This is a genomic window from Paenibacillus riograndensis SBR5 (assembly GCF_000981585.1).
Lineage (GTDB): Bacteria > Bacillota > Bacilli > Paenibacillales > Paenibacillaceae > Paenibacillus_AQ > Paenibacillus_AQ riograndensis.
Map to the genome: position 1 here is coordinate 7,727,314 of NZ_LN831776.1, position 25,572 is coordinate 7,752,885.

The 25,572-nt window shown below is 50.1% G+C and carries 25 protein-coding genes; 5 read left to right on the top strand and 20 right to left on the bottom strand.

Annotation, left to right across the window (positions count from 1 at the left end):
- Nucleotides 1-26: 26 nt before the first annotated feature.
- Both PRIO_RS32675 and PRIO_RS32680 read right to left on the bottom strand, forming a co-directional pair.
- Complete coding sequence (locus tag PRIO_RS32675) at nucleotides 27-1,745, bottom strand: Imm51 family immunity protein (RefSeq protein WP_020434382.1); 1,719 nt, start codon at nucleotides 1,743-1,745, stop codon at nucleotides 27-29.
- A gap of 80 nt (nucleotides 1,746-1,825) precedes the next feature.
- Complete coding sequence (locus tag PRIO_RS32680) at nucleotides 1,826-2,284, bottom strand: Lrp/AsnC family transcriptional regulator (protein ID WP_020434381.1); 459 nt, start codon at nucleotides 2,282-2,284, stop codon at nucleotides 1,826-1,828.
- A 178-nt stretch (nucleotides 2,285-2,462) separates the two neighbouring features.
- On the opposite strand from PRIO_RS32680, the gene PRIO_RS32685 reads away from it, so the two are divergent.
- Both PRIO_RS32685 and PRIO_RS32690 read left to right on the top strand, forming a co-directional pair.
- Nucleotides 2,463-3,632 carry a serine hydrolase domain-containing protein gene (locus tag PRIO_RS32685; RefSeq protein ID WP_081487386.1) on the top strand — a complete coding sequence of 390 codons (1,170 nt, stop codon included), beginning with the start codon at nucleotides 2,463-2,465 and terminating at the stop codon, nucleotides 3,630-3,632.
- A 26-nt stretch (nucleotides 3,633-3,658) separates the two neighbouring features.
- Nucleotides 3,659-4,867, top strand: coding sequence for an MFS transporter (locus tag PRIO_RS32690; RefSeq protein ID WP_020434379.1), 1,209 nt, complete (start codon nucleotides 3,659-3,661; stop codon nucleotides 4,865-4,867).
- Between the two features lie 81 nt (nucleotides 4,868-4,948).
- Here PRIO_RS32690 and PRIO_RS32695 read toward each other — a convergent pair whose 3' ends face one another.
- Nucleotides 4,949-5,341 carry a tetratricopeptide repeat protein gene (locus PRIO_RS32695; RefSeq protein WP_020434378.1) on the bottom strand — a complete coding sequence of 131 codons (393 nt, stop codon included), beginning with the start codon at nucleotides 5,339-5,341 and terminating at the stop codon, nucleotides 4,949-4,951.
- Nucleotides 5,342-5,428: 87 nt separating this feature from the next.
- Nucleotides 5,429-6,613 carry an ATP-binding protein gene (locus tag PRIO_RS32700; RefSeq protein ID WP_331709858.1) on the bottom strand — a complete coding sequence of 395 codons (1,185 nt, stop codon included), beginning with the start codon at nucleotides 6,611-6,613 and terminating at the stop codon, nucleotides 5,429-5,431.
- A gap of 414 nt (nucleotides 6,614-7,027) precedes the next feature.
- Here PRIO_RS32700 and PRIO_RS32705 point away from each other — a divergent pair, with 414 nt between their 5' ends.
- Together PRIO_RS32705 and PRIO_RS32710 are read left to right on the top strand one after the other, a co-directional pair.
- Complete coding sequence (locus PRIO_RS32705) at nucleotides 7,028-9,424, top strand: putative bifunctional diguanylate cyclase/phosphodiesterase (protein ID WP_020434376.1); 2,397 nt, start codon at nucleotides 7,028-7,030, stop codon at nucleotides 9,422-9,424.
- 67 nt (nucleotides 9,425-9,491) lie between these two features.
- Nucleotides 9,492-9,971, top strand: coding sequence for a hypothetical protein (locus PRIO_RS32710; RefSeq protein WP_020434375.1), 480 nt, complete (start codon nucleotides 9,492-9,494; stop codon nucleotides 9,969-9,971).
- A 139-nt stretch (nucleotides 9,972-10,110) separates the two neighbouring features.
- Here PRIO_RS32710 and PRIO_RS32715 read toward each other — a convergent pair whose 3' ends face one another.
- The 14 genes from PRIO_RS32715 to PRIO_RS32780 all read right to left on the bottom strand — a co-directional run bounded on the left by PRIO_RS32715 (nucleotide 10,111) and on the right by PRIO_RS32780 (nucleotide 23,447).
- Entirely contained in the window at nucleotides 10,111-11,115 is a 1,005-nt protein-coding gene (locus PRIO_RS32715) for an SIS domain-containing protein (RefSeq protein WP_020434374.1), read from the bottom strand.
- Nucleotides 11,116-11,212: 97 nt separating this feature from the next.
- Nucleotides 11,213-12,625, bottom strand: coding sequence for an aspartate ammonia-lyase (gene aspA / locus PRIO_RS32720; RefSeq protein ID WP_020434373.1), 1,413 nt, complete (start codon nucleotides 12,623-12,625; stop codon nucleotides 11,213-11,215).
- A gap of 22 nt (nucleotides 12,626-12,647) precedes the next feature.
- Nucleotides 12,648-13,835, bottom strand: coding sequence for an NAD(P)-dependent malic enzyme (locus PRIO_RS32725; RefSeq protein ID WP_020434372.1), 1,188 nt, complete (start codon nucleotides 13,833-13,835; stop codon nucleotides 12,648-12,650).
- A complete protein-coding gene (locus PRIO_RS32730) occupies nucleotides 13,832-15,034 on the bottom strand; it encodes an MFS transporter (RefSeq protein ID WP_020434371.1) in 1,203 nt (400 codons plus the stop codon). Before PRIO_RS32730 ends, PRIO_RS32725 begins: the two co-directional genes overlap by 4 nt.
- Before the next feature lie 52 nt (nucleotides 15,035-15,086).
- Complete coding sequence (locus PRIO_RS32735) at nucleotides 15,087-15,740, bottom strand: amino acid ABC transporter permease (RefSeq protein WP_039791507.1); 654 nt, start codon at nucleotides 15,738-15,740, stop codon at nucleotides 15,087-15,089.
- Entirely contained in the window at nucleotides 15,691-16,428 is a 738-nt protein-coding gene (locus tag PRIO_RS32740; RefSeq protein ID WP_197545379.1) for an amino acid ABC transporter permease, read from the bottom strand. Before PRIO_RS32740 ends, PRIO_RS32735 begins: the two co-directional genes overlap by 50 nt.
- 8 nt (nucleotides 16,429-16,436) lie before the next feature.
- A complete protein-coding gene (locus tag PRIO_RS32745) occupies nucleotides 16,437-17,177 on the bottom strand; it encodes an amino acid ABC transporter ATP-binding protein (RefSeq protein ID WP_020434368.1) in 741 nt (246 codons plus the stop codon).
- 22 nt (nucleotides 17,178-17,199) lie between these two features.
- Nucleotides 17,200-18,117, bottom strand: a complete 918-nt coding sequence (locus tag PRIO_RS32750) for a transporter substrate-binding domain-containing protein (protein WP_052741559.1) — start codon at nucleotides 18,115-18,117, stop codon at nucleotides 17,200-17,202.
- 142 nt (nucleotides 18,118-18,259) lie between these two features.
- On the bottom strand, nucleotides 18,260-18,688 hold the full coding sequence (locus PRIO_RS32755) for a secondary thiamine-phosphate synthase enzyme YjbQ (protein ID WP_020434366.1): 429 nt from the start codon (nucleotides 18,686-18,688) through the stop codon (nucleotides 18,260-18,262).
- Nucleotides 18,682-19,542, bottom strand: a complete 861-nt coding sequence (locus PRIO_RS32760) for an amidohydrolase family protein (protein WP_020434365.1) — start codon at nucleotides 19,540-19,542, stop codon at nucleotides 18,682-18,684. The genes PRIO_RS32755 and PRIO_RS32760 overlap by 7 nt, the downstream gene beginning before the upstream one ends.
- Before the next feature lie 30 nt (nucleotides 19,543-19,572).
- On the bottom strand, nucleotides 19,573-20,352 hold the full coding sequence (frlD, locus tag PRIO_RS32765; protein WP_020434364.1) for a fructoselysine 6-kinase: 780 nt from the start codon (nucleotides 20,350-20,352) through the stop codon (nucleotides 19,573-19,575).
- Nucleotides 20,353-20,618: 266 nt separating this feature from the next.
- Complete coding sequence (locus PRIO_RS32770; RefSeq protein WP_020434363.1) at nucleotides 20,619-21,359, bottom strand: GntR family transcriptional regulator; 741 nt, start codon at nucleotides 21,357-21,359, stop codon at nucleotides 20,619-20,621.
- A gap of 126 nt (nucleotides 21,360-21,485) precedes the next feature.
- The gene (locus PRIO_RS32775) at nucleotides 21,486-22,715 is read right to left on the bottom strand and encodes an MFS transporter (protein ID WP_020434362.1); all 1,230 of its coding nucleotides are present in this window, start codon (nucleotides 22,713-22,715) and stop codon (nucleotides 21,486-21,488) included.
- Between the two features lie 153 nt (nucleotides 22,716-22,868).
- Complete coding sequence (locus tag PRIO_RS32780; protein WP_020434361.1) at nucleotides 22,869-23,447, bottom strand: NAD(P)H oxidoreductase; 579 nt, start codon at nucleotides 23,445-23,447, stop codon at nucleotides 22,869-22,871.
- A 195-nt stretch (nucleotides 23,448-23,642) separates the two neighbouring features.
- Here PRIO_RS32780 and PRIO_RS32785 point away from each other — a divergent pair, with 195 nt between their 5' ends.
- The gene (locus PRIO_RS32785) at nucleotides 23,643-24,020 is read left to right on the top strand and encodes a winged helix-turn-helix transcriptional regulator (RefSeq protein ID WP_020434360.1); all 378 of its coding nucleotides are present in this window, start codon (nucleotides 23,643-23,645) and stop codon (nucleotides 24,018-24,020) included.
- Between the two features lie 19 nt (nucleotides 24,021-24,039).
- Here PRIO_RS32785 and PRIO_RS32790 read toward each other — a convergent pair whose 3' ends face one another.
- Nucleotides 24,040-24,513 (bottom strand): MarR family transcriptional regulator, encoded by a 474-nt coding sequence (locus PRIO_RS32790; protein ID WP_020434359.1) that lies wholly within the window; start codon nucleotides 24,511-24,513, stop codon nucleotides 24,040-24,042.
- 161 nt (nucleotides 24,514-24,674) lie between these two features.
- Entirely contained in the window at nucleotides 24,675-25,568 is an 894-nt protein-coding gene (locus tag PRIO_RS32795; RefSeq protein WP_020434358.1) for a sugar phosphate isomerase/epimerase family protein, read from the bottom strand.
- Between the last annotated feature and the right edge of the window lie 4 nt (nucleotides 25,569-25,572).

Below are 25,572 nucleotides of genomic sequence, written 5' to 3' on the forward strand. Positions count from 1 at the left end.
GCCAAAGCCCGGCCACAGGGGAATTATCAGTCCAGCTCGGCGCGGGAGAACAGGTCCCGGATCAGGGACTCATCTTCGCAGGCTTTTTTGAACCCGGCGGCAAATTTAAGGATAGCTTCCCTATTCCCGGAGTATGCGCAGAACATATCGGCTTCCGGGTCAAAATGAACGGTCTCCGCCAGCTCCGGCATTTGCTCTTCCAGATATACGGCCGCCAGGGAGGACCAATCGTAGCCGTTGCCTTCGAAGCCTTCTTCTGCCCGCGACTCGAACAGATCGGCCAAGTAGGTGCCCACACTCAGAATGACGGACATTCCGCCATTCTCCTGCTCCACCAGGATGAACGGGGCAACCTTTCCGGCAGCGGGCACGGCAACGTTCTTCAGCTTGTGCAGCAGTTCCTCTTTGGCCTCGTCCGTGAAGGCAAGCGCGCCGCCCCGTTCTACGATCATTCCCGACCGGATGCGGTCATCCAGCCAATCGGAAATGAACGCCGGCGCATAGCCGCCGGTTCCGAATTCGCCGCCGAACGCGATCATTTTTGAGTAGGCCTCCAGGTATTCGCCGCGGTTCGTATCCGGGTAAGCTTTGATGTATATCCAGAACTGCACATCGTACATCAAGGTAGACCGCTCATCGGCATGGAGAGAAAAATGCCCTTTTTCTTCAACAATAGCCGTACAGATCTTGCGGATTATGCCCTCGATGTTCTCTATCTCCGTGACTTTGCCGCACAGCTCCGCCAGCAGGGGAGAGAAGGCCCCATGAGCTACCTTTCGCAGATCGTCCGCCTTGTCCTCCTCGGATGTATCGAAGACCTCTTCGTTCACCAGCCCGCGTACAAAGCTCTCGAAGTCTTTGGCGAGAAAGGTGATCTCGTAATCGGCTTCCTGATCCACGTGGATCACTGCCGGTTCCCCTTCCCTGCCGCAGGCCCGGTAATCCAGCATGATCACATCATGTCCTGCGGACGGGCAGTCCCCGAACACCACGCCAATATCGGGATACCCCCATTCTTCAATCATGAACCGGCTGCCTAAATCTCCGCACAGCGAATAGGTCTTGTCCCGTCCGATGCCCATAATTCCCGTAATGGCCACATGGTCTTCGGCCCAGGAGGTGCCTTCCTCCGTAGGGAAACAGGTGTCACGGGGAACGCCCCCGTTATGCTGCTTCATCATCTCAATATAAAAAGCCGGCAGCTTATACCCCAGCTCCTGCTCCACAGAAGCAATCAGCTCGTCCGTGGGCGGCTCGGACACATACGACTCCAGCGCATAGTCGCTATCCTCCCAGAAGTCAACGAACTCCCGGGGATCAAAGCGCCCACCGCCGGAACGAACTCCACCGCTGGACTGCGCAGCCGCAAAACGCTGCTGTTCCCGCGCCTCCCGCCCGGCCGCCCGGCGGCTCCAGTCAAGCAGCTGAAGAACTGCCTCATCTCCAGGCTCCAGCTCATCGGCAAGCTCAAATTCACGGACTGCCTGATCGTATTGCTTCAGATAGTAATAGGCATACCCCACACGGTAGTGCCAGATGGGGTCCTGCTCCCCTTGCTCCGCAATGCTCAGCAGCTGTTCCAGCGCTTCGTTGTAGCGGTCCAGATTGTTCAGTGCCCTGCCGAGCTGGCCAATGAGCACATAATCCCTGTCCGGTTCAGGAATGTCCATAATGGCTTCTACGATTTTGGCAAATTCATCTTCTTCATGCCACTGCGCCAACTGCTCCAGCAAATTTTCTTCCACTATGTATGTACCTCCTTAAGCATTTATTCTTTATTCCCCTCTAAGGGGAGGAGTTAAACATTTCCATTCGGGCAGGTCTGCTATTCAAGCAGGTTTGGGCTTGCTCCTTCCAGCGAAGGAATAAGATATTTATGATCAATGGGCGATGACATCACAATTAGAATGGTATAGTTCCCGTATTTATCGCATTCATTGCCGAACTGCTCCAAGGCTTGTGTGGAATCGGTCATTACTTTTAACAGATAATTGTGCTCTCCACTGATCCGGTAACATTCAACGACCTCCGGAGAGGAGCGGCAGAAATCCATGAAGGCGGTACATTCTCTGGAGTGGAACAGCATATAGGCGGCCGCATGTTTTCCAATCTTTTCGGGAGAGATTATGGTACGGTACCCGCTGATCACCCCGTTTTCCTCCATACGTCTAACCCTTTCCGTCACTGCCGGTTGTGATAGGCCCACACATTTTCCGAGTTCTGTCATAGATATTCTCGCTTGGCTCTGAAGGTGAAACAGAATCTGCTTATCCGTATGGTCCATCCCATTCAACTCCTTTAATTTTAAGGGGCCTTGTGCAAACTGCCTTGTTTTTAACCGCCGAACGGCAGTTATAGCTTTAGTGCCTTATGTAAGGCTGTTAACTAATTTTATATAATATACTTACAATAGTAAAGCAATTGCTGCTTTAACTATAACGAAAGGATGATCACTGTTGAGTATACTGCATTCGAACACGATTAACCTAGACCGCCTCCCGGAACGCATTGATAAAGTAATTGACCAGACGCTTACCGACAAGCGCCTGGCTGGTGCTGTCATCAAGGTGGCGGTAGATGGGGAGCTCATATATAACCGGGCGGCCGGATTTGCGAACCGCGAACTGAACCAGCCCATGCGGGAAGATGCCTTATTCCGGCTCGCATCGGTTTCCAAACCCATTACCTCTACAGCTGCGCTGGTACTAGTGGCCCAAGGCCGCTTGCAGCTTGATGACCGGGTGGACCGCTGGCTGCCGGAGTTTCAGCCACGTCTGAAGAACGGCGAACACGCAGCAATCACGATCCGTCACTTAATGACGCATACCGCTGGTCTGACCTACCGTTTCTTCCAGGAAGAGGGGGGCTCCTATGAGCAGGCCGGGGTATCCGATGGCATGGATCAGCCCGGCATCACGCTGGATGAGAATCTGCGGCGGATCGCCTCAGCCCCGCTGCTCTATACGCCAGGCACCCAGTGGAGATATTCTATCGCAACAGATGTGCTGGGGGCTGTGATCGCAAGGGTTGCCGGAACCACGCTCAGCGAAGCTATCGATGCACTCGTAACCCGGCCGCTCGGCATGAAGGACACCGGCTTCCTTGCAACGGACCCGCAGCGGCTGGCCACCGCTTATGCCGATGACGTTCCCGGTCTGCGGCCTTTGCACAATCCGGACAGCCTTGCTTTTATGGAGGGTACAGCAGGCTTCCGGCTTTCCCCTGGACGGGCGCTCGACCCTGCCGCCTATCATTCCGGGGGAGCCGGCATGGTCGGCAGTACCGGAGACTTTCTGCATCTGCTGGAAACCTTGCGCAAGGGTGGAGCGCCTCTGCTGCCGGAACCTCTGGTCCGTGAAATGACCACCAATCAGATTGGGGATCTGCACATGCCCTTCTGGCCAGGACGAGGTTTTGGCCTGGGGATTACGGTGCTGAAAGACCCTGTTGCAGCAGACACTGCGGAATCGCCTGGCACATGGCGCATGGGGGGCACCTATGGGCATTCGTGGTTCGTCGATCCGGAGCAGCGGCTAAGCGTGGCAGCCTTCACCAACACCGCATTGGAGGGGATGTCAGGCCCGTTTACCATTGACCTCTGCAACGCCGTCTACGGCAGATTGAACAAATAAATACTATCATTAGAGAGGTGTACACAATGAGCAGCACCACAGCTTCCGCCTCCCCGCCAGTTCCCGGCACTCCAGCTTCCGGGCGGCTTCCTTGGGGGAGCTTGCTCGCCCTTGCTATGACTGGCTTCATCTGTATTCTTACCGAAACAGTCCCCGCCGGTTTATTGCTCCAGATCACTCATGGGCTTGGAGTGACAGAGGCCATGGCGGGTCAGCTTGTTACCTTATACGCGCTTGGCTCACTGTCAGCAGCCATCCCATTAACCGCCGCGACGCGCGGTTGGCGGCGGAAACCTCTGCTGCTGCTGTGTATCCTTGGCTTTCTCGTCTTCAACACCGTTACCACATTTTCTTCTAACTATACGCTGACGCTGGCAGCGCGCTTCTTCGCGGGCGTATCTGCCGGTGTCCTATGGGGAATGTCCGCAGGCTATGCCCGGCGCATGGTGCCGGAGCCGCTGAAGGGACGCGCTATGGCCGTTGCAATGGTAGGAACACCTCTTGCTCTGGCGTTCGGTGTTCCTGCCGGCACCTTATTCGGCGACCTTGCCGGCTGGCGCAGTGTCTTCGGAATCTTGTCGCTGTCCGCGCTGCTGCTGGCCGTCTGGGTGCTCTGGAAGCTGCCGGACTATCCGGGAGAAGATGCCGGCAAACGGCTCCCTTTGCACAAGGTCTTCACTGCCCCGGGAGTTCGCCCGGTACTGTTAGTCGTGCTGGCGTGGGTACTGGCACATAACATCCTGTATACCTATATTGCACCTTATCTTACCCAGACGGGGTTTACCGGGCGTATGGACTTGGTTCTGCTTATTTTCGGGATTACAGCGCTTCTTGGCATTTGGTTGATCGGTGTATGGATCGACCGCCATCTGCGGCCGCTGGTTCTGGTCAGCCTGGCTGCGTTTGCCTTGGCATCCGTCCTGCTTGGCATAGTCAGCAACCAGCCTGGCGTGATCTGTCTGGTGGCTGCAGTCTGGGGGCTAACCTTCGGGGGAGCCGCGACTCTGCTGCAGACAGCCATTGCTATAGCCGGCCGCGAGAGTGCGGATGTGGCTCAGTCGATGCTGGTGACGGCATGGAACCTGGCGATTGGCGGCGGCGGTGTGATCGGTGGTATTCTTCTTGAAACAACGGGAGTCCGCTCCTTTCCCTGGGTGCTGTTCATTCTGCTGAGTTTTGCACTTCTAATCGCTTGGCGAAGCAGAGCACATGGATTCCCTGCAAAAAGGCTGTAGCATTTCCACCTCTTCCGGACAAAAAGCCCCCATCTGAGGTTCAGATGGGGGCTGCCCGTTTCATGCTTAGGAAATAAGCCGCTATTCCTCTTCCTCGTCAGATTCCTTATCTGCCGGGGCTTCAGCAGCCTCCTTGCGGCTCCATTCCAGAAACTGAATGGTATCTTCATCTTCGGGGTCCAGCTTGTGTGCAATCTCAAATTCCCGGATCGCATCCTGCAGCTCATCCAGATAATAATGGGCGTATCCCACACGGAAATGCCACAGCGGGTCCTTTTTACCCTTGTCCGCAGTCTTCATGAACCACTTCAGTGCCGACTTGTACCGCCCGAGATTGTTCAGTGCTCTCCCCAAATGGGTGGCCAGCTCGTCATCAATCAATATCGTCGGCGTTTCTTTGATCCGGTCTACGATTTCCTGATATTTGTCCTCCTCATGCCACTTATTTAATTGTGCGATAAGTTCTTCTCTCATTGCTTATGCCTCCCGGTTGGATTCCTGAAAAATTCTCTGCTTAAGAAATACTTTACCATTATTGGACAGGTGTCTGCCATAGAACGCTTAAGTGGGGATGGTGATCAGGAAGGTCGTGCCCTTCCCCTTTTCACTTTCCACTTCTATAATCCCTTTGACCTTATTGATAGCGCTGTACGCCATCAGCATGCCGAGGCCTGTCCCTTCTTCTTTGGTGGAATAATACGGCTTGCCGAGACGCGAGATTTCTTCCTTGGTCATCCCGATACCGGTATCCTGAATACTGATGACGATGTTTTGTTTTTTCTCCGAAATATCAATGGTGAGCGTGCCCCCGTCCTTTTCCCTCATCGCTTCGATCCCGTTCTTGTAGAGATTAATGAGGCATTGCTGAATCTGGTTTTTGTCATAACATTTATTCAGGGTGTTGTTGAAATTGAACTGAACATCCACTTTATGAATGGTTGCGTAAGGCATGATGATGTTCTTGGTATACTCGGCTTCAGCCTTCATATTGGAACACACCATATTATCGGATTGCGGCTTGGCAAAAGAGAGATAGTCACTGACGATCTTCTCCGCCCGGTTCAGTTCCAGCAAGGATAATTCGACATAACCCTTTTCTTCCGGTGTAATCGTATTCGATTTATTCAGCAGCTGCAGGAAACCGCTGGTTACCGTAAGCGGATTCCTGATTTCATGCGACACGCTGGCTGCCAGCTCACTGACCACATTGAGGCGTTCAGACTGCAGAATCCGGTCACGGTTTTTAATATTGGTAATGATCTGCTCGATGAGAATCATAATAATGCTCATAACGGCACCATGCGTCAACAAGGCATAGACCGTAAGTATCCAGAATTGCTGATCCAATTTGTCCGTGATCAATCCCAGATTAATCAGGTACAGCCCCATGGTTAACGCAGCGATGACCACTGCCCACAGGATGCGGCGTTTGGAAGACAGCTTGATAAAGCGTTTGCTGAGATATGGGACCAGCAGCAGCACCGCCGTTGAGAACAGGAAGGAAGGGAAGGTCCCCGCTCCCCCCAGGTAGAACCGGTAAATGTTCATAATCAAGTACAGTGGAAACACACTCCGGTATCCGCCAAACAGAGCCACGAGAATAAACGGAATATATCTGAGATCATAAATAAATCCCATTTCCAGCTTAATCGGCTTGGCAATGCATAAAATCATCGTTACCGCGGACATGAAGACCAGAAGCCTGTTGTTGTACGGATATGCTCTATTTTCAAAAAAAATCACCACGATTAAGACCGGAAACAACAAGAACAGGAAATTTAAAAGTAAGGTTTCAAACAATGGCTAACTTCCTCTCAGTTTGTCTTGCCAGACAACTCCTATAACTATTTTATCGGAATTTTTCTGCTGTGCACTTCGATTATATACAGAATAAACCAAAAGTTGGACAATTTTTTTAAAGCTGTTTATCTTTCCGGCTTCGGACGCCCCGGATTTTATGGGGTACGCATATGCACACACCAAAGCCTGCAAAAACCGCTAACGTAAATTGGCGGCCATATGCCATTGTTTTTTCGTATTTCGGTCATAAAAGCAGTTAAATTGCTCTCTTTATGGTTTAATTACGATAAATGTCCTATGAAAAAAGGCCTACATAATTTAACTTTTATATTATATCTACATAATGAAAGAGGTACACCGATGTTATACTTAGAACTCCTGAATATGAACTGGCTGCAGCTGGCTCTGGCACTGCTGGCAAGCCTGGCGGCCTGCACTCTCATTGTTTTCGGAACGGTTCCCTTCCGCACTCATGCCCAAGGCCTGCAGGTCTGCTTCACCCGGACGAAGATGATACTGCTGGGAACCGCCACCTTCAGCGCTTCCCATATTCTGATCCCTTTATCTATTAATCTGCCCCTGGCTCCGGAATATTACATACTGCATCTCCTGTTCACCATGGCCGGCTGCTGGGCTGCCACTTACTTCGGCATCTGGTATTCCAGTATGCCCCGCAGCTATGCTGGCCGCCACTTCAGCATCAGCCTGGCTATTGCCGGCATCATTCTGGTGTTCGATTATCTGAATATCATCTTTCTGTTCCGTGACTATGTGGTCTGGAAGCCCGTACTCGTCCTCATGACGGCAGCTTCCGCGCTCAGCCTGTGCCTGGCCATCCTTCGTGTCCTGGTGATCTCGAACCGCAACCGCGAGTATCAGCTTCATTCCAAGGCTACGGTTCCCGGCATTGTGCTCTGTGCAGCAGGCCTGCTGTTAATTCCGCTGCTCTGCGCCTTTTCGGTGCTTCCGGTCGGGAATCCCGCTCCGGGAAGTTATCTGCAGCTGACTCCCTACATCCTGACGCTGTTTATTTGCAGCGGCCTGTACATCATTCCGGATGCCTACAGAGACACCCGGCAGGAGCGCCAGAACCGCAGAATCATAGAGACAGAGCAGCACTATATGTCGCTGTTTGAGTACAACCCGGACAGTGTGCTGGCATTCGATGCCCAGGGGATCGTCACCGGGCTGAACCGCAAGGCCGAGCTGCTCGCCCGGCAGCTCGGCCTGGAGCTGGTCGGAAGGCATTTCTCGGATCTTTTTGAGGGGGAATACCATGCACTGGCCCAGCATCATTACCGGCATGTTCTCCGCGGGCAATCCAGCACCATCGAGCTGGAGCTGAGAAATCCCGCCGGCGGTATGCTGACCTTCTGGCTCACCTCGCTGCCGATTGTGGTTGAAGCTGTGCCGGTAGGCATCTACAGCATCATTAAAGACATTACCAAGAATAAAAAGGACCAGGAAACCATCCGCCATCTCGCCTATTCTGATGAGCTGACCGGGCTGGCAAACCGCCGCTCCTTCCACAATCTGCTGCTTGAACATACGGAGCATACCGGCGTTCCCGCTTACCCGTTCACACTGTTCTTCATTGACCTGGACCGCTTCAAGCGGATCAATGATCTATTTGGCCATTCCTTCGGCGACAAGGTCATCCAGCAGGCGGCCGGCAAGCTGAAGCGCTGCCTCCCTTCCTCCTGCAGCATCGCACGGATGGGCGGGGACGAATTCACAGTGCTGGTGCCCCACTTGCGCTCAAGGGCAGAGATGGAATCCCTCGCTGCCAGCATCGTGGAAGAGTTCGCCCACCCCTTTGAAGTGGGCAACCATTCGGTCAAGCTGTCTGCTTCGGTAGGAATCGCCCGCTTTCCGGAGGACGGGCTGGATGCCGACTCACTGGTGAAGCACGCCGATACCGCAATGTACAGCGCTAAGGAGAACGGCAGCTTCCAGTACCAGTTCTACGATGCGGAACGCGACCAGACCAGTCTGGAGCGGATTATTCTGGAGAATGATCTGGAGCAGTCGCTGGACAATGACCAGATCAGGCTGTTCTACCAGCCCAAAATCGATATCCGCAGCGGTGAAATCGTTGGTCTTGAAGCGCTGGTGCGCTGGCAGCATCCCCTTCTGGGCATGATTCCTCCCCTGGAGTTCATTCCGCTGGCGGAGAAATCGGGATTCATTATTCCGCTGGAGCAGTGGGTGCTCCGCACGGCCTGTGCCCAGGTAAAAACCTGGGAGCAGGAGGGCCGCCAGGTCGTTCCCGTGGCCGTGAATGTTTCGCAGATTCATCTGATGAAACCGGATATTTTTCAATCGATTATGAGTACAATCCATGAGCTGGATTTCGACACCCAGCTGCTGGAGCTGGAGATTACAGAGAGTGCGATGATGCACAACGAAGAACATGTGATCAGCATCCTGAATGATCTCCGGAGAGCCGGGATTTCCGTATCGATGGACGATTTTGGGACAGGCTACAGCTCACTCAGCTATTTGCAGAGTCTTCCTATCGGCTGCCTGAAGATTGACCGGTCCTTTGTCCGCAAAATCACTACAGACACCGACAGCAGGGCTATTGCCGAGATGATTATCTCGATGGCCAAGCAGCTTGGGCTGACCATCGTCGCCGAAGGCGTGGAGACCGAAGAGCAGGTTGCGCTGCTCAAGGAAATTCAGTGCTACAATGCCCAGGGCTTCTATTATAGTAAGCCGGTAAGCGCGGACGAGATCACGAGCATATATTTATAGAATTATTCTCATGATTTTTGGGTAATAGACGTACAGGAACAACTTCCCAATGAGGAGAGATATACATATGGGTATTACCGGTGCGTATTATATGGAAAAAAACAATTTGGAAGAAATCCTGGCAGGCCGTGTCCAGGGGCCCAGACTGGACATCGACAAAACCTGGAGCCTGATCGCAGGCATGTTCCCCGATGTCCCACTCGTTCCTATACAGGAACAGTACAGGGTCGACAGCGAGGTTACGGAGTATGGCGCATTCTATTTGCCCGCAGAGATGGTAGCCCAAATCGCTGTACAGGTTCCCGGTCTTAGACAGCCTGAGCGCCTGGAGGAACGAATCGATTTCGAGAAGTGGACAAGCCTTCAGGATATGGACGTGGAAGCTCTCGATGAACAGTCGCTGATACTGTTGGCCTTTCCAATGACAGATGATGAGACCTATGAAGAGCTGGTTGAGGAGTATCTGCTGCCTCATCTGCAGTCCCTGTTCGATCTATTTGAAGAGGCGGCGCGGCAGCAGTATGGGTTGGTATTTTTTATTTTCTAACCATCACGCTCCCCGTCACTAAACTGTTAATACAATATAAAGCAAACCCAGATCATAAATGACCTGGGTTTCTTTGCGAAAAGGAGGAGTTCTTTTACGGAATCTTATGTTCATAAAAGAAGTTTGTTATTTATCCGGCTTAATAAGGAACCTTGAACATATAACGTCTTTCTTCCAGCGGATGCCCGGTAGCCTTGGCAAGCTCAACCGCGTATACACGCAATACAAGGTTCATCACCAGTGGGGCGATATAACCCTTCACTTCTTCCTCTATGCCGGTCAAATCAAATTGCTCAGCATCGATCACCAGCATTTTTTCCCCGTGTTCCTTCAGGAACTTCAAGGCCCGCTCTTCCATCGGACGTGTTTCATCAAGGCCCATCAATAATATGAATGGAACATTTTTGTCCAGGATTTCAAACGGGCCATGAAAGAATTCCCCGGCATGAATCGCATGTGAGTGAATCCACTGCATTTCCATCAGGATGCAAATTGCAAAGGAATACGCAATCCCGTAGTTTGATCCGCTAGCCATGGTATACATTATTTTTTCATCTTTATATTCGGCGGCGAACGCCTTGGCTGGAGCAAGATACTGTACCTTGGCTTTTTCCAGCACCGTATCCATGTTCTCCAAACTGCTTAGAAGCTTCAAGTACAGTTCATTTCCCTCCTGCACATATAAAAGCCCCATGGTAAGACGGTACAAAATGGAATAGTTCATGATCTCGGGAAGTGGATCAAGCTCCCCCGGAGGCGCCCAGCTGTAATTAACAATGAAATCCGATTCATCAGCCAGCGGAGCGGTGTCTACATACATCAGTGAAACTACAAGGGCTCCCTTGGATTTAGCAAAATGTGCAGCATCCGTAGTCTCTGGCGTTTTTCCTTTATGAGAGCAAAGGATGACCAGCGAGTCCGCTCCAAGTGACTTAGGATTACGGTATATGAACTCATTGGAGCTATAGATTTCTGCTGTAATGTTACTGGATTCACGGTCAATAAAATACTTGCTTGGATACATCAGGGCAGACGATCCGCCGCAGGCCACATAAAAGACGTTATTAATGGTTTTCTGCTTAAAAGCCTCCAGAATCCTTTCCACTTGGAATTGCGCTTTAGTTAATCTGTCTACAGTACTCATTGCATGATTACCTCCATTATTATACTCGTTATATATTGTTATATTATAATATATAACATTACAATCGAGTGAAGTCAACCTGCCTTTGCAGGTTATTCTAAGTCACCGAACCTGCGATGCCGGGCTCTGTCATGCGGTAGGGGTTGAGAATACGGTCCAGCTCTTCCTCTTTCAGCAGGTTATACCGCAGGCAAAGCGAACGGACAGACTCTCCTGTCTGAATCGCTTCATGCGCAATCCTTGCCGCTTCTTCATAGCCCAAATAAGGATTCAACGCAGTAATCACCCCTACGCTTTGCTTGACATAACCTTCGCATCTCTCTTTATCCACTGTAATTCCATCGATGCAGTGCTGCTGAAAAGCACCTAACGCACGGTTCATAATGCTTAGAGACTGGAGCAAATTAAATACAAGCACAGGCTCCATTACATTCAATTCAAGCTGTCCGGCTTCCGAGGCCATACAAATCGTATGGTCATTGCCCATAACTTGAAAGGCCACCTGATTCACAACCTCACACATTACCGGGTTCACCTTGCCCGGCATGATGGAAGAGCCCGGCTGCCGGGCAGGAAGCTTAATTTCCCCCAGACCCGCCCGTGGCCCCGAAGCCATAAGCCGCAAATCGTTGGCTGCTTTGGACATATTGATCATAGCGATCTTGAGCGCAGCAGAAACCTCCGTATAGACGTCCGTATTCTGGGTGGCATCGGGCAGATGCGCTGCGTTTTCTAACGGATAACCGCTTATATCGGCCAGCAACTCTACAACCTTGCTTATATAGCGGGGGTCAGCATTTAATCCGGTACCTACGGCAGTGGCCCCCATGTTGATTTCATACAAATGGAACTTGGTCTGCCTGATCCGTACCAAATCCCTTTCCAGCATTCTGGCATAGGCGGCAAACTCCTGTCCAAGCCGGATGGGAACCGCATCCTGAAGATGGGTCCGGCCCATCTTGATAATGCCATCAAACTCTTCAGCCTTCCGGACAAAGGCACCGTGCAGGCCTGCCATGGTCACCAGCAGTTCATCGATCAAATAGAGGACGGCAATATGAGTAGCTGTGGGAAAACTGTCGTTGGTAGACTGCGACATATTTACATGTGAATTAGGACTGATCATGGTGTAATCGCCCTTCACTCCTCCGAGCAGCTCAATCGCACGGTTCGCAATCACCTCATTAGCATTCATGTTGATTGATGTGCCCGCCCCGCCCTGTATGGGATCTACCTTAAACTGCTCACTCCATCCCCCTGCGATTATCTCATCCGCAGCCTGTACGATTACATGCCCTATCCGTGAGGGTAGGCGGTGGATATCCATATTGGCAAGGGCTGCAGCCTTCTTGACCATGGCCATGGAGGTAATTAAGCGTTCATGAATAGAGTAGCCGGTGATCGGAAAATTCTCGATGGCCCTCAGCGTTTGAATTCCATAATAAGCATCGGCGGGAACTTCCATTTCACCGAGAAAATCATGCTCAACCCTGACAAGTTTGTTCAACAAAGCGGAGAGCCCCCTTCACCCCTTATATTTCAAAGCCTGGCGGGATAATCTTTGCAATGCCGCTTGATACCGCTGCCTCAATTACAGCTTGCCTTACCTTAATAACGACCTGATCGTTGAACAGGCTGGGAATAATATACGCTGCGTTCAGTTCGGTATCCTTAACCACCGCTGCGATCGCCTGGGCGGCTGCCAGCTTCATCTGGTCGTTGATACGCTGTGCCCTGCATTCCAGCGCCCCCTTGAAGATGCCCGGAAAAGCCAGCACGTTGTTGATCTGATTGGGATAATCACTTCGTCCGGTAGCATATACTCCGGCGTATGGCAGAGCAAGCTCAGGCGATATCTCGGGTTCGGGATTTGCCATAGCGAACACGATAGGCAAGGGGGCCATGCGCTGCACATCCTGCGGCTGCAGAATGCCGCCGCGGGAGACGCCGATAAAAACATCCGCACCGGCAATCACCTCCTGCAGCGTACCGGGCTGATCCTCGACCCCGGACTGCCCGGCAAGCCATTGCCACTTGGGATGAGCATAATTCCCGCCTCTTATAAGCGCTCCCTCCTGATCGACAGGAACCAGATGCCGGGCACCCGCTGCAAGCAGCATCCTGCAAATGGATACCCCTGCGGCTCCAACGCCATTAACAACAATACGGACATGATCTATTTGTTTGCCGGTAACCTTCAACGCATTGATCAAACCTGCCAAGACTACAATAGCTGTTCCATGCTGATCATCATGAAACACCGGAATATCCAGCTCCTCCTCCAGACGGCGTTCAATCTCAAAGCATCGCGGCGAGCTGATATCCTCCAGATTAATGCCGCCGAAGATAGGCGCAATCGCTTTTACCGTACGTATAATTTCCTCGGTATCCGTGGTATCGAGGCAGATCGGAAAGGCATTGATTCCAGCCAGCTGTTTGAACAGCACCGCCTTCCCTTCCATGACCGGAGCAGCAGCATAAGGGCCAATATTGCCAAGTCCCAGCACAGCGGTTCCATCCGTCACGACGGCAACCATATTCCGCTTGACCGTCAGTGCATATACCTGTTCCGGGTCTTCATGAATCGCGGTGCATACCTGAGCTACCCCGGGAGTATATATTCGGGCCAGATCATCATGGTTGAGGATCGGCAGATTGGGCCGGGTGTGTATTTTACCACCCTGATGAGCCAAAAAAATCCGGTCGGTAATGTCGATCATACCTTTAGTCTCCCCTCACGTCTCTTCACTCTTCCGAGCGAGGCAAAGCCCGCTGCTCCAAGCAGGCTCATGACAGCAGCTCCCTGGAACAAAAGAGAATAGCCTCCACGTTCAACGACCCATCCGCCTACATTGCTGGCTACAATTCCTGCAACATTCGTATAGACAACAACGAACAGGGAATGCGCTGTTGTCTTTGCCCTATCCGAACTGTTGTCATAGGCATAGTTCACACCTGCCGACAGAAACAGGGCATAGGTAAGTCCTGACAGCATCTGGTTAGCCATTAGAATTTCAAATGACGGCTCCAGCGAAAGCACATACCATCGGAGCGCACCCGCCAGTGAAACAGCCGTCAGTATTTTGACATAGCCGAATTTCCTGATGATATAACCTGAGAATAAAAAGACCGGAATCTCTGTCAGAGATGCAGCAGTATAGAGCAGGCCGATTTTCGCCGAAGCCTCTCCCCCAAAATGGCTGATATATACGGAGTAAAAGGCATTATTCATTTGCGGCCCAATCGCTGCCAAAAATACAGGAATGAGAAACCATACAAATTTCGGTTCCTTTAATAAGGTGATCATTCCGGCGGTCATCCCGCTTCGCGGCGCCCCTTTTCCCGCCATCTCCGGTTTCGGACGCCCCTTTCTGTCTCCCGGGATGGAGAAGGTTAGCAGACAGACTAAGGTCATGGTGAGGATATAGGCAGCAAACACAGTGGATATTCCGAAATGCTCATACATCTGGCCGAATACGGCCACAGCCAGGCCGAAGCTGATCGAACCCACCACACGAATGGCTCCATAGCTAAGCGAGTTATGTTTGGCATGGCGCACAGTAACGGCATCAATCACCGGTAAAGTAGCGGAAGAGAAGACTGCCAGCACAACGGATATCACGATATACAGCCAGAAATGATGCCCTGCAAACCGGTAGGCTATAACGACCCAAGGGGTAATTCCTGTGCTGATGAGCAGCAGCCATTTAGCCATGCCGTAATAATCAATGAGCATGCCCCAGAGCGGCTGGACCAAAAATCCGACCAAAGGACCAATAGAGAAGATGAGTCCGATCTGCTGTGTCGATAATCCATCCTCCGCAAACCAGTAGCTGATGAACGGCAGATAAGAAGCGTAAGCAATGTAGAAAAAATAATTATAGACATGCAGGGAATATTTCCGGTAGCTAATCTTCATAAGCCCCTCCGGCTGCAGCAGGTTAAGGTTCCAATTGCCTAGTGTTTAGCCGTTAGCGGTACGAACGCTCCAAACGTTTAGCCCACATGGACAAGGGGTAACAGATAACAAAATAGACCAACAGCACCAGCACATAGATCTGAAAAGCAATTGAACCTCCCTGCATGATCTCCACCCGTTCAATCACGAGCTGGGCAGACTTGAGAAAATCCAGATTTCCTATCAAAACCGACAGGGTAGTGGACTGCACCAGATTGGACAAAAGCCCGATAATCGACGGGAGCATCCGGCGGAATGCCTGCGGCAGGATAACATACCGCATCGTCTGCACAGAGCTCAGACCGAGGGAATGAGCCGCTTCGAACTGCGTAGGAGGGATCGACTGAATCGCTCCGCGCACAGCTACGGATATGTTGGAGCTGCTCCAGACACTGAGTGCGATCATTGCTGAAATATAGCTATTGACATATATCCCCGCCTCCGGGAGCATAAAGAAGACAATGAATAAGGTTATGACGATAGGCAGCCCCCGAAAGAGTTCCGCGTAGCCTCTGGCAATCGACGAGACGAGTCTGTTCTTTGCCATTTGGAGCACGCCCACACCAATCCCGATAATCAGCGCAATACACAGGCAGCTAATGCTTAGAAGCAGCGTGTTAATTACCCCTTCTAAAAGAAAGTGCGAGTTTTTCAACAAAACCTCCACGGCCCTTTCCTCCCTTCACCGTCTTTTTGTTGAAATCCAGTCTTCTTTCGATCTTGCTGAACAGATAGGAGGCTCCCCAGATCAGCGCTAAATAAATGACTGCAATCGCAAGCAGCATTTCATAGGTTTTGAAATCATAGGCCATGCGGTCCACCGCCACAAAGGTCAGCTCGACGACACCGATCCCCGTCATGTAGGCCGAGTTCTTGATCACGGAAACCGCTGTATTGGAGAAGGCCGGAAAGCTGATCCGGAACCCCAGAGGGACGATGATATGCCGCACCACCTGCCATCTGCTGAGCCCGAGGGACTCGCCGGATTCAATCAAGGATTTCGATACGGCGTCTGTGCCTCCACGAAAGTTCTCGACCGCAAAGGCTCCGCCCCACAGTGAGAGGGTAACAATGCCCACAGTCACTGCATCCAGCTTAATGCCTATTACGGGGAGACCAAAATAAACAAAGAATATATGCACCAGAAGAGGGGTGTTCCGGATAATATCTACATAAACAGCTACAATCCGGGATACTACCGGCACCTTGAGTGTTCTGGCTGCAGCCCCGCTGAGGCCAATCAGGAGTGAGAACAGGATAGCCAGCACGCTGATAAACACCGTCATTTTAAGGCCTACCATAAGCACGGGCAGCGTTTGAATGATATAGCCGAAGTCAAAGCTCAACCTACTCACCCTCCTTTTTACATCACATTGCGCAGAAATTGCCGGGTCCGCTCTTCCTGGGGATTGCCGAATATTTGCTCAGGCGGACCCTGTTCCACGATTACACCCTGATCCATGAAGATAATCCGGTCACCCACATCGCGGCCAAAGCCCATCTCATGCGTAACGATGATCATAGTTGTTCCGGTATGCGCCAACGCCTTCATTACATCCAGCACATCCCGGACCCTTTCAGGGTCCAGTGCCGAAGTAACCTCGTCAAAGAGGATGACTTCCGGATTCATCACCAGAGAGCGGGCAATGGCTACGCGCTGCTGCTGTCCTCCCGATAATTGCGAAGGGTAGCTGTCCGCTTTATCAGACATGCCTACCTGCTTCAGCAGTTCCTCGGCGCGGGGCAGCACCTCCGCTTTGGTTTTCTTCTGCACCTTTAATGGAGCGAGCAGCAAATTCTCCATGACGGTAAGATGAGGAAAGAGATTGTAGCTCTGAAAGACCATCCCGATCCGTTGGCGGACCTTTTGAAGGGAAGCAGGGGTATACTCGATCGCAGCCTCATCGATAAAGATCTGCCCGTCGTTAATTCCCTCCAAGCCGTTGATACAGCGGAGCAGCGTGCTTTTTCCTGATCCGCTGGGACCTATAATAACTATGACCTCCTGGGAAAATACTTCAAAATTGACCCCCCGGAGGATCTGAAGCTCCCCGAACCGTTTGTGCAGATTGCGGATCGTCAATTTGGGTTTGTTCGTCTCCATCTTATAGCCTCCTAAATTCTCTTTATGGACGCGGGATCATTTCCATTGGATCGAGATCGCCTGCTTTTGGCAAATACTCTTCAATCAATACCTTGAAGTAATCCTCCTGTCTCATCTTTTCGAGGGAGCCATTAAGGAAATTCAGCATTTCCGGTTCATTCTTGCGTGCACCCATCGCCATGGGGGCAAAGGCCACCTGTTCACCCACGATTTTATATTCCGGTGAAGTCTTAATGAACTCAGACATCAGCACGGCGTCATGGAACATGGCATCGGCCCGTCCATCCTTCAGCGCGCGGAAGGCATCCGCGTTGCTCTCAATCTTCATCTGCTCCGCAGTCGGCACATTTTCTTCAAGGTAGGTGGAGCCTGTGGACCCTTTGATTACAATGACCTTCTTTCCGGCGAGATCAGGGATAGAGGTAATCCCGCTGTCCTGGGGAACAACTGTAACGGCGCCGCCGTCAAAGAATGTGGTCGTGAAATCAAGCTGCTTTTTCCGCTCTTCAGTTACTCCCAGCGTAGCTGCAATAAAGTCTATTTTCTTGGAGGTAAGATACGGAATGCGGTTAGTGGCATTGACCGGGATAAACTCTACGGCATTAGGATCACCGAAGGCATATTCAGCCATTTTACGCACAACGCCAATTTCATAACCGGCATTATTGCCATTCTCATCCAGGTATCCAAGCGGCGGATAGTCTACTTTAACACCCACAACCAGCTTTCCTCTTTCCTTTACAGCCTCAGGGAGAGCAAGGGAATCTGATGTGGCAGGAGCCGTGGAAGAAGCCGTAGGTTCAGAGGAAGCTCCCGGGGCTGCATTGGTCGCGCTCCCCGTGTTGGACGCTGCATTATTGCCGCAGCCTGCCAGAGCAAGTATACATACCAGAACCATTAACAATGTGATTGCTGCCTTGTTGCCTACCGCTTTTTTCATCTCAAATCCCTCACTTCACTAGAATTGTGTGTACTGCAATCAACGCATAAATGCCAGAAAGTTCATCCCCGGACGCTGCATTGTCATGTAAGCGCATCCCAGCCATTGGAATCAGAAAGCATTCCAGCGGAAACTCCAGGATTTACTCGCCCATAACCTGAATGTAGACTTTTCTGCTCTTGGGGCCATCGAACTCCACAAAATATACATCTTGTGCATCCCCGGTAACCATGATTCCATCCTGGACAACGAACAGGCAGCTATTGCCGGACAGCATAGATTTTAGATGAGAAGGGGAGTTGCTGCCGGTTGCCCCATAGCTGGGAAGAAAGTGGGCATGGGCATAGGGCGCATCCTTGGGAATCAGCCTGTCCAGGGTCTCCTCAATGTCTGTTTCCACACATTCAAGACCTTCATTGACCATAATGCCGGTTGTAGTATGAGCTGTAATCACAGCGGCCAAGCCATTTTTGATACCCGAGCCGGCGACAAATTGCCTGATTTCCTCTGTAATTTTAATCATCTGGAACTCTGATCTGGTCTGGAGCACAATACATTTGGTATTCACCATCTCTGCTCACTCCCTCCGATAAATCGCATTGCGTTGCCGCTCAAAATATTCTCCAGTGTGGATGGGCGGAAGTTCAGGCCCTTCAGAGCAGGCAGCAGGCGTTTGGCCCTGAACCTTGGACTGTTGGTACCGAACATTACCTGATACTTCAGGTTTCGTTCAATCCATAGCGGACCCATATTCCGTGTAAATACCTGCTCGTAGAAATCCTTTGCATTATCCATGTGCAGCAGTGAAGTATCTGTATAGACATTGGGGTATTTCAGCAGCAGCATTACCGTCTCATGAATCCACGGCCACCCGAAGTGTGCCAGACACATCCGCAGCCCGGGGTAAGCCATGGCAACCTCCTCAAAATGAAGCGGGTGGGAGTACTTGGCCGGAGCATCAGGCTGCCAGGTCATTCCGGCGTGGAACATAATGGGTTTATCGTACTCAAGACATTTCTCATAGATGGGCTTCAGCAGCTTGTCGTAAGGATAAAATCTCTGCTTCGATGGATGAAGCTTGAGTCCTTTCAGCCCCAGCTCTTTAAAAGCATAGTCGAGCACAGCCGCCGCATCCTTGCGGTAGGGATCAACACTCGCGAAACCGATGAACCGGTCAGGCTCCAGACTCACAAGCTTGGCGATCTCTTCGTTAGTCACGATACAGCCGCCGCTTTGTGTGGTCAGATCCTCGGGCAGCAGTACCGATTTATCAACATTCATATAGTCCATCTCAATCTTTACCGATTCAATGGAATAGGGAGACTGCTTGTAAATGCCGAACTGCTCCTTGCGGAACTTCAACTGCTCAGGGTCTTCACAAATATCTTTGTAAAAAATAGGATGGGTATGCACATCAATAATCATCCTAAGCACCGCCTTTCAATAGTTTTTTTCTCAATAAGGCTCGAATTTGGCAACCACGGCAGCAGCTGTTTCAGCTCCTATACGCAATGAATCCGGGATGGACCTGCCCTGGATAACCCCGTACATAAAGCCTGCACAGAAGGAATCCCCCGCCCCCACCGTGTTCACTACAGGAACCTTAAGGATGCCCTCCCGGAAAAAGGACTGTCCGTCATACGCAATGCTCCCTTTCTCCCCCAGAGTGACTACCACAACCCGGGGTCCCAGAGCCTGCGCCCATTTCATATATTCCAGAATCCAGGTATCGTCCTGATCGTAGGAGAAGAAGGCATAATCCACATCCGGCAGAATGGGTTCCGGAATAGAGTTGACTTTGGTAGTAAAGTCGAATACTACAAGGACGCCGCTGGCGCGGAACCGGGGGAGCCATTCAATAATATTTCCGGACAAATTGGTGTGAATCATCCCATGTTCAAGCACAAAGGCGATATCATCCTCCGTAAGCGCAAAATTCTCCATAACCCCCGCAAGCTTTTCCTTGTGCACTCTGTCATTTCCATTGAGGTCCATTTTGAAAATCGCAGTATCTCCTTCCTCCACATGAAGATGGGAGACATCCACATTCTCTCTGCGCAGGACCTCAATCATCAGTTCCCCATGCTTGTCCGCACCCACGGCACTTACCATGGAACTCTGAACCCCGAACCGGCTCATGTGAATTATAAAGTCCACGCTGTTTCCGGTCGGATAATACCTCTGCAAATTGTCGTAAATGTCCATACAATTGAAGCCAACACCCGCAACCCGCATTTTCCCCCTCCTTCTTGAGATAGCATTCATGTTCAGGAAGATGAGCAACTTATTATATGTTGTAATATTATATTATATACCATTATCAATAGTGTTAAGTCAATCTTATATTTTTTGGATAGCGTTTTCATGAGTTATGTTTCATGACATGATACGGGAATTTAATAAAAATTCAAACAAAAAAACATGTATTATGTAATGTAAATTTACATAATACATGTTTCTAAGAGTAATTTATTCCCTTTCCTCCCGTATCCGATGAACGATTAGAAAGTTCCGCTTTTTTTGGTATCTATCGTAAAAATCACCTTGTTGGTCATGTATAAGGAATTCGATAAATGAATCAGCCGATCCGTCTTATCAAAGCTTGCTTTTTCAATGGCAAACAGCGGGGTTCCCCGGTCACACCGGAACAGGTCCGCATCGTACTCTGATGCAGCTACGACCTCAAGTGTTTTTTGGGACCGGCACAATTCCACGTTGTATCGCTTCTTAAGAATACTGTAGGTAGATGCACTCTCTCCAATATGCTTCTCCAGATCCGGGAGCAGATTAAGGGGGTAATAGGAGGTCTCGATAATAAAAGGCTCATTATCAATGAAGAGCAGCCGGTGGACATTAAGTATGGGATCATGAGGTGCAATGTTGAAGGTTTTGGCCAGCTTCTCGTCTGCCTGAATAACCTTGTTGAATAAAATCTGCGAGCTTGGTGTTTTCCCCGATGCTGTGGTAAGCTCAGAGAACCCTCCCACCGATATCAGCTCACGCATAACCTTTGCCTCTTTAACGTATGTTCCTTTTCCCTGCTGCCGATGCAGAATCCCTTCTTCTACCAGGTCCGTAATCGCTCTTCTGGCGGTGATCCGGCTTACACCGTACATCTCGCATAATTCCGCTTCCGGCGGCAGCTGCTGGCCAGCCTTATATACTCCACGTTCTACGTCTTCTTTTAATATCTGTTTAAGCTGAAAGTACAGCGGTTTTTGACTCAAATTATTCAACTTCATTCCTACACTCCCATTCAGGGGATTCCCCCTCCGTTATAATACATAGACCTCTCAAAGTATAATATATTATAGGTTGTATTATGTCAAAAAAAGAGATACATCATAAAAAAGCCCAGACATCTAATGTCAGGGCAGCGTTCTCTTGTATAAAACGGGTAGAGCCGCTCCTATAAGGATCATCCCCATAACAGCGGGTGCGGCATGGCCAAGTGACACATAGATTTGGCCTCCAAGAATAGGCCCGAGCATTCTTGCCAAAGCCTGAATAGACTGGCTGCCTCCTTGAATCCTTCCTTGTTCACTGGAATCAACAGACTTGGAGAGCATCCCGTTGAATGATGGCCCAAAGACCGAATCCCCAAAACCAAATATAAACATTCCAGCGATAAGAAGGGGGTAGAAGGAGAACAACGCAGACAGCGCAATAAGACTGTAGCCAATCATCTCCGAAACCATCCCAAGCACCGCTATCTGTTGATCACTAAGTTTTTTCAAAAGCTTTGGCATTACGAGCCCTTGTGAAAGGATGTCCTGGAAGCCCATGATTGAAAACATAAGCCCGATTAGTGCAGGGTTCCAGTTGAAAGTATCCATCGTAAATTGTGAAAAAACCGCCTGTAAAGATCCATTGGGGATCCACAGTAAGAACGCAGAGACAAGCAGCCTTTGTAAGCTTTTCATGGAAAGTATGTTTGCAAGCTGTGTGAATGGATTCAGTCTTACCAAGGCAATCTCTTTCAGTCTATGATTCTTGTCAAGGCTCTCAGGCATAAAAAAGAATCCATAAACGACATTCAATAAAGTGATTATTGCTCCAAAATACATGGGTACAGCATAACCAAACCTGGCAAGTAATCCGCCTAGAGTCGGGCCAATGACGGTACCTGCACCTACAACCGCACTCACCCAGCCAAAGTACTTGGTTCTCTGTTCTGCAGGAATGATGTCTGCAAAATATGCGAAGATCGTGCTTATGCTCCCGCCTGTTACACCTTCTATTATACGCCCGGCAAATAGTACCCATAGAGCTCCGCCTACGCCAAAAACAAAGTACCCGGCTGCAGAACCCAAAAGGCATATCAGGAGCAATGGACGACGGCCATATTTGTCGCTCAAAGCACCAAGCACAGGAGCCGCAAAAAACACGCAGACTGCATAAACAGAGGTCAGCAGCGTAACCACTATAGCTTGTTCTCCCGGATTGCTTATATATGGCTGCACCAAGAATGGGACGACAGGTGTTATGATACTGAAGCCTATTCCGCAAAGAAACACAGCGATTAGACCGAATATTAAAGCGTGTTTATCTATGGTTTGATCCGTGTCCTGTTCCTTGTGTGATCTAAATTTGAACATTTGAATCCTCCCCCACAAAAGCCATCATTTTATTTTCCTCGGAAACAAAATTATCGTATTATAACTTTGTTTCCTTGTCAACAAAATAAACGGCAATAAAAATGCAGCCTGCGCTCAATCGAGGCCGGCTGCCTGTGGTTTCAAAAGCAAAGTTTAATGATCCTTGGCGTAATTCAAACCTAAGTGATAGGCTTGGTTCAGCAGCATTTCGTAATGACCGGGATGTGAATCCAGGGTCTCATATAAGAATTCAACCTTGGAATTGGGAACACCGCAATAATCTGCAATTCCCACATTCAGCAGATGAGTAATCATTTCATCATAGTTGCGCTTTTTCATCTGATCCTTCGAAACGCCGGCCAAAGCAACCCACAAGACATGCTGATGATGAAGGTGATTCGAACCGTACGCAAACCCATTGTTCCATACACGGTCAATATACCCCTTTAGCATAGCCGGTAAATGCCACCACCAAAGCGGAAAAATAAATGCCAAAGCATCATGCTCCTTCATCCGCCTTATTTCCATTTCCACTTCAGGGGAAAAGGATTGCTGCGCAGCTGACAAATCAGGTTCATCTGCTCCTTGTAAAACAGGATCAAAACCAATCCTGTGCAAATCCAATATCTCATAGTCGTGGCCGGCATCGGCAAGACCTTGTACGAAACGGCCGGCCACCCCAAAGGTCAAGGAATCTTGTCTCGGGTGTGAAACAACGCTTAATACTTTCATGCTTGTATCTTCACTACCTTTCTTGGAGCAGCTGATTTCTAGCCATGATCAATGGCTGATGCTATTATAAACAGTAGGAAATTGATCTGGAAGTACGCACTTTTAAGTTCTATTGGGTGATACAGGTGCCATAGGAACATGGAAGTACCCTAGGGTGTTCTAAGCAAACTTAGCCTTTAAATGGAGGATTAAGAGATGACTGAACATACAAAAAATAACGTTCAAAAGAAGTATCAAGTTGGAGTGGAAGCGGCTTTAGAAGTAATGGGAGGAAAATGGAAGCCTTTAATTATCTACCATTTGATGACGGGACGTAAACGAACGTCTGAGCTTCGCCGGTTAATGCCCGGCGTTACTCAAAAAATGCTGACCACTCAGCTCAGAGGCCTGGAAAAGGATGAGATCGTTACACGAAAGGTTTATAATGAGATTCCTCCTAGAGTGGAGTATGAGTTAACGCACTACGGCTGGGGATTAAAACCTGCGCTAGACCATTTATGCTATTGGGGAGAGGATCACCTGGAAAAGATTCATGGAGACAAATCCAAGGTTTTGGAAGAATTCCGGGGATGATGGATAGAGTCACTTTAATTTATTCCGACTTAATACCGATACCCTGTTTCTTTATTTCTGCGTCCAAATGCCTGCTGTACTTTTCCATGAAGCTAAGCATATTGTCAAATTGCTCCTCGGTTACATGCTCAAATACGGCTTTATCCCGCTCTTGAAACTCTTTGTGCAGGTCCTCATGGATTTTGTTAATAACTTCCCCTTGCCCAGTAAGCCTAAAATAGATTTCTTTCTTGTTATCCGGCTTCTGATAGCTTTCGATCAAGCCTTTTTCTACGAGCTTCTTAGTGATTTTACTTATGGCACCTCTAGTCATATACAAAGACTCGGCAAGTTTTGTCACGTTCGAGTCTACATTTCTTCCAATCGATTCAATGCAATGTATTTCAGAAGGCTTATACCCCTTAAGGCTGACTTCCATCTTCGTCTTATTCAGCCAAGCCATCTTGTTAAATAAGTCCCTGAATTCCATTTTGACCTGTTCTTCTTTGTTCATGGCCTGTCCTCCCTCCCGTTGGTGCATTAACAATAATATAATAACTGTTTGTAAAATGGAATGCACCGCTATATTACGGTTACTTCCCCCAAACGGGCAAAACGGCTATGCCGTCCTTCATCGACAGCTTAGCCGTTTGGAGTAAATTCACAATTGATCTGCTATGCCCGGAACCCTTTCAGGAATTCAACGGCTAACCGGATGTCCGCCTCCGGGTTGCTGCCGACTTCGCGTTCAATCGTCAGGTACCCTTTGTAGCCGATATCGTTCAGCGCCTGAAGATAGCCGTTCCAATCCACACTCCCTGTCCCCAGCGGAACCTCGCGGAATGCCTGGCCGGTCTCTGCCATTTCCGCGACTTTTTCATGGTCCAGCGCAGGTGCTTCATAGCCGTATTGGCCGTATACATTACGCGGATCGATCTCTGCCAGCTTGACGCCATCCTTGGCATGGGTATGCACAATGTAGTCTTTTAGGGCATAAACGCCCTGCACCGGATCATCTCCGGTCACCATGACCATATTGGCCGGGTCAAAATTGACGGAAACCCCTTTTGTGCCCAGCCCATCCAGGAACATTTTCAAATGTGCGGCGGTTTCCGGCCCGGTCTCAATGGCGAAGTAAGCATTCATCTCATGCGCATACCGGCTAAGCTCTTCGCAGGCAGTATGCATGGTTTCGTAGATTTGGCTGTCCCGGTTCGGAGGAACAATACCAATGTGGGTAGTCACGATATCCGTGCCCAGCTCTTTGGCCAGCTCCATAATGCGTTTGGACTTGTCGATTTTGGCCCGGTTCTGCGCAGGGTCCTGGAAGCCGTGGCCTCCCAGGTCGCCAACAAGGGCAGAGATTTCAAGCCCCATCGAAGCAATATAATCCTTCCATTCACGGCGGGCAGCCGGCGAGAGATTCGCCGGATCAAATTCACCCTGCACCGCATATATCTGCACGCCATCAGCGCCCGCTTCCTTCGCCTTGCGCAAGCCCTCCTTCACTCCAACCTGAAAGCTGTCTACGATGACACCGATTTTATTAGTAATCACAGGTCTAGCCATAGCA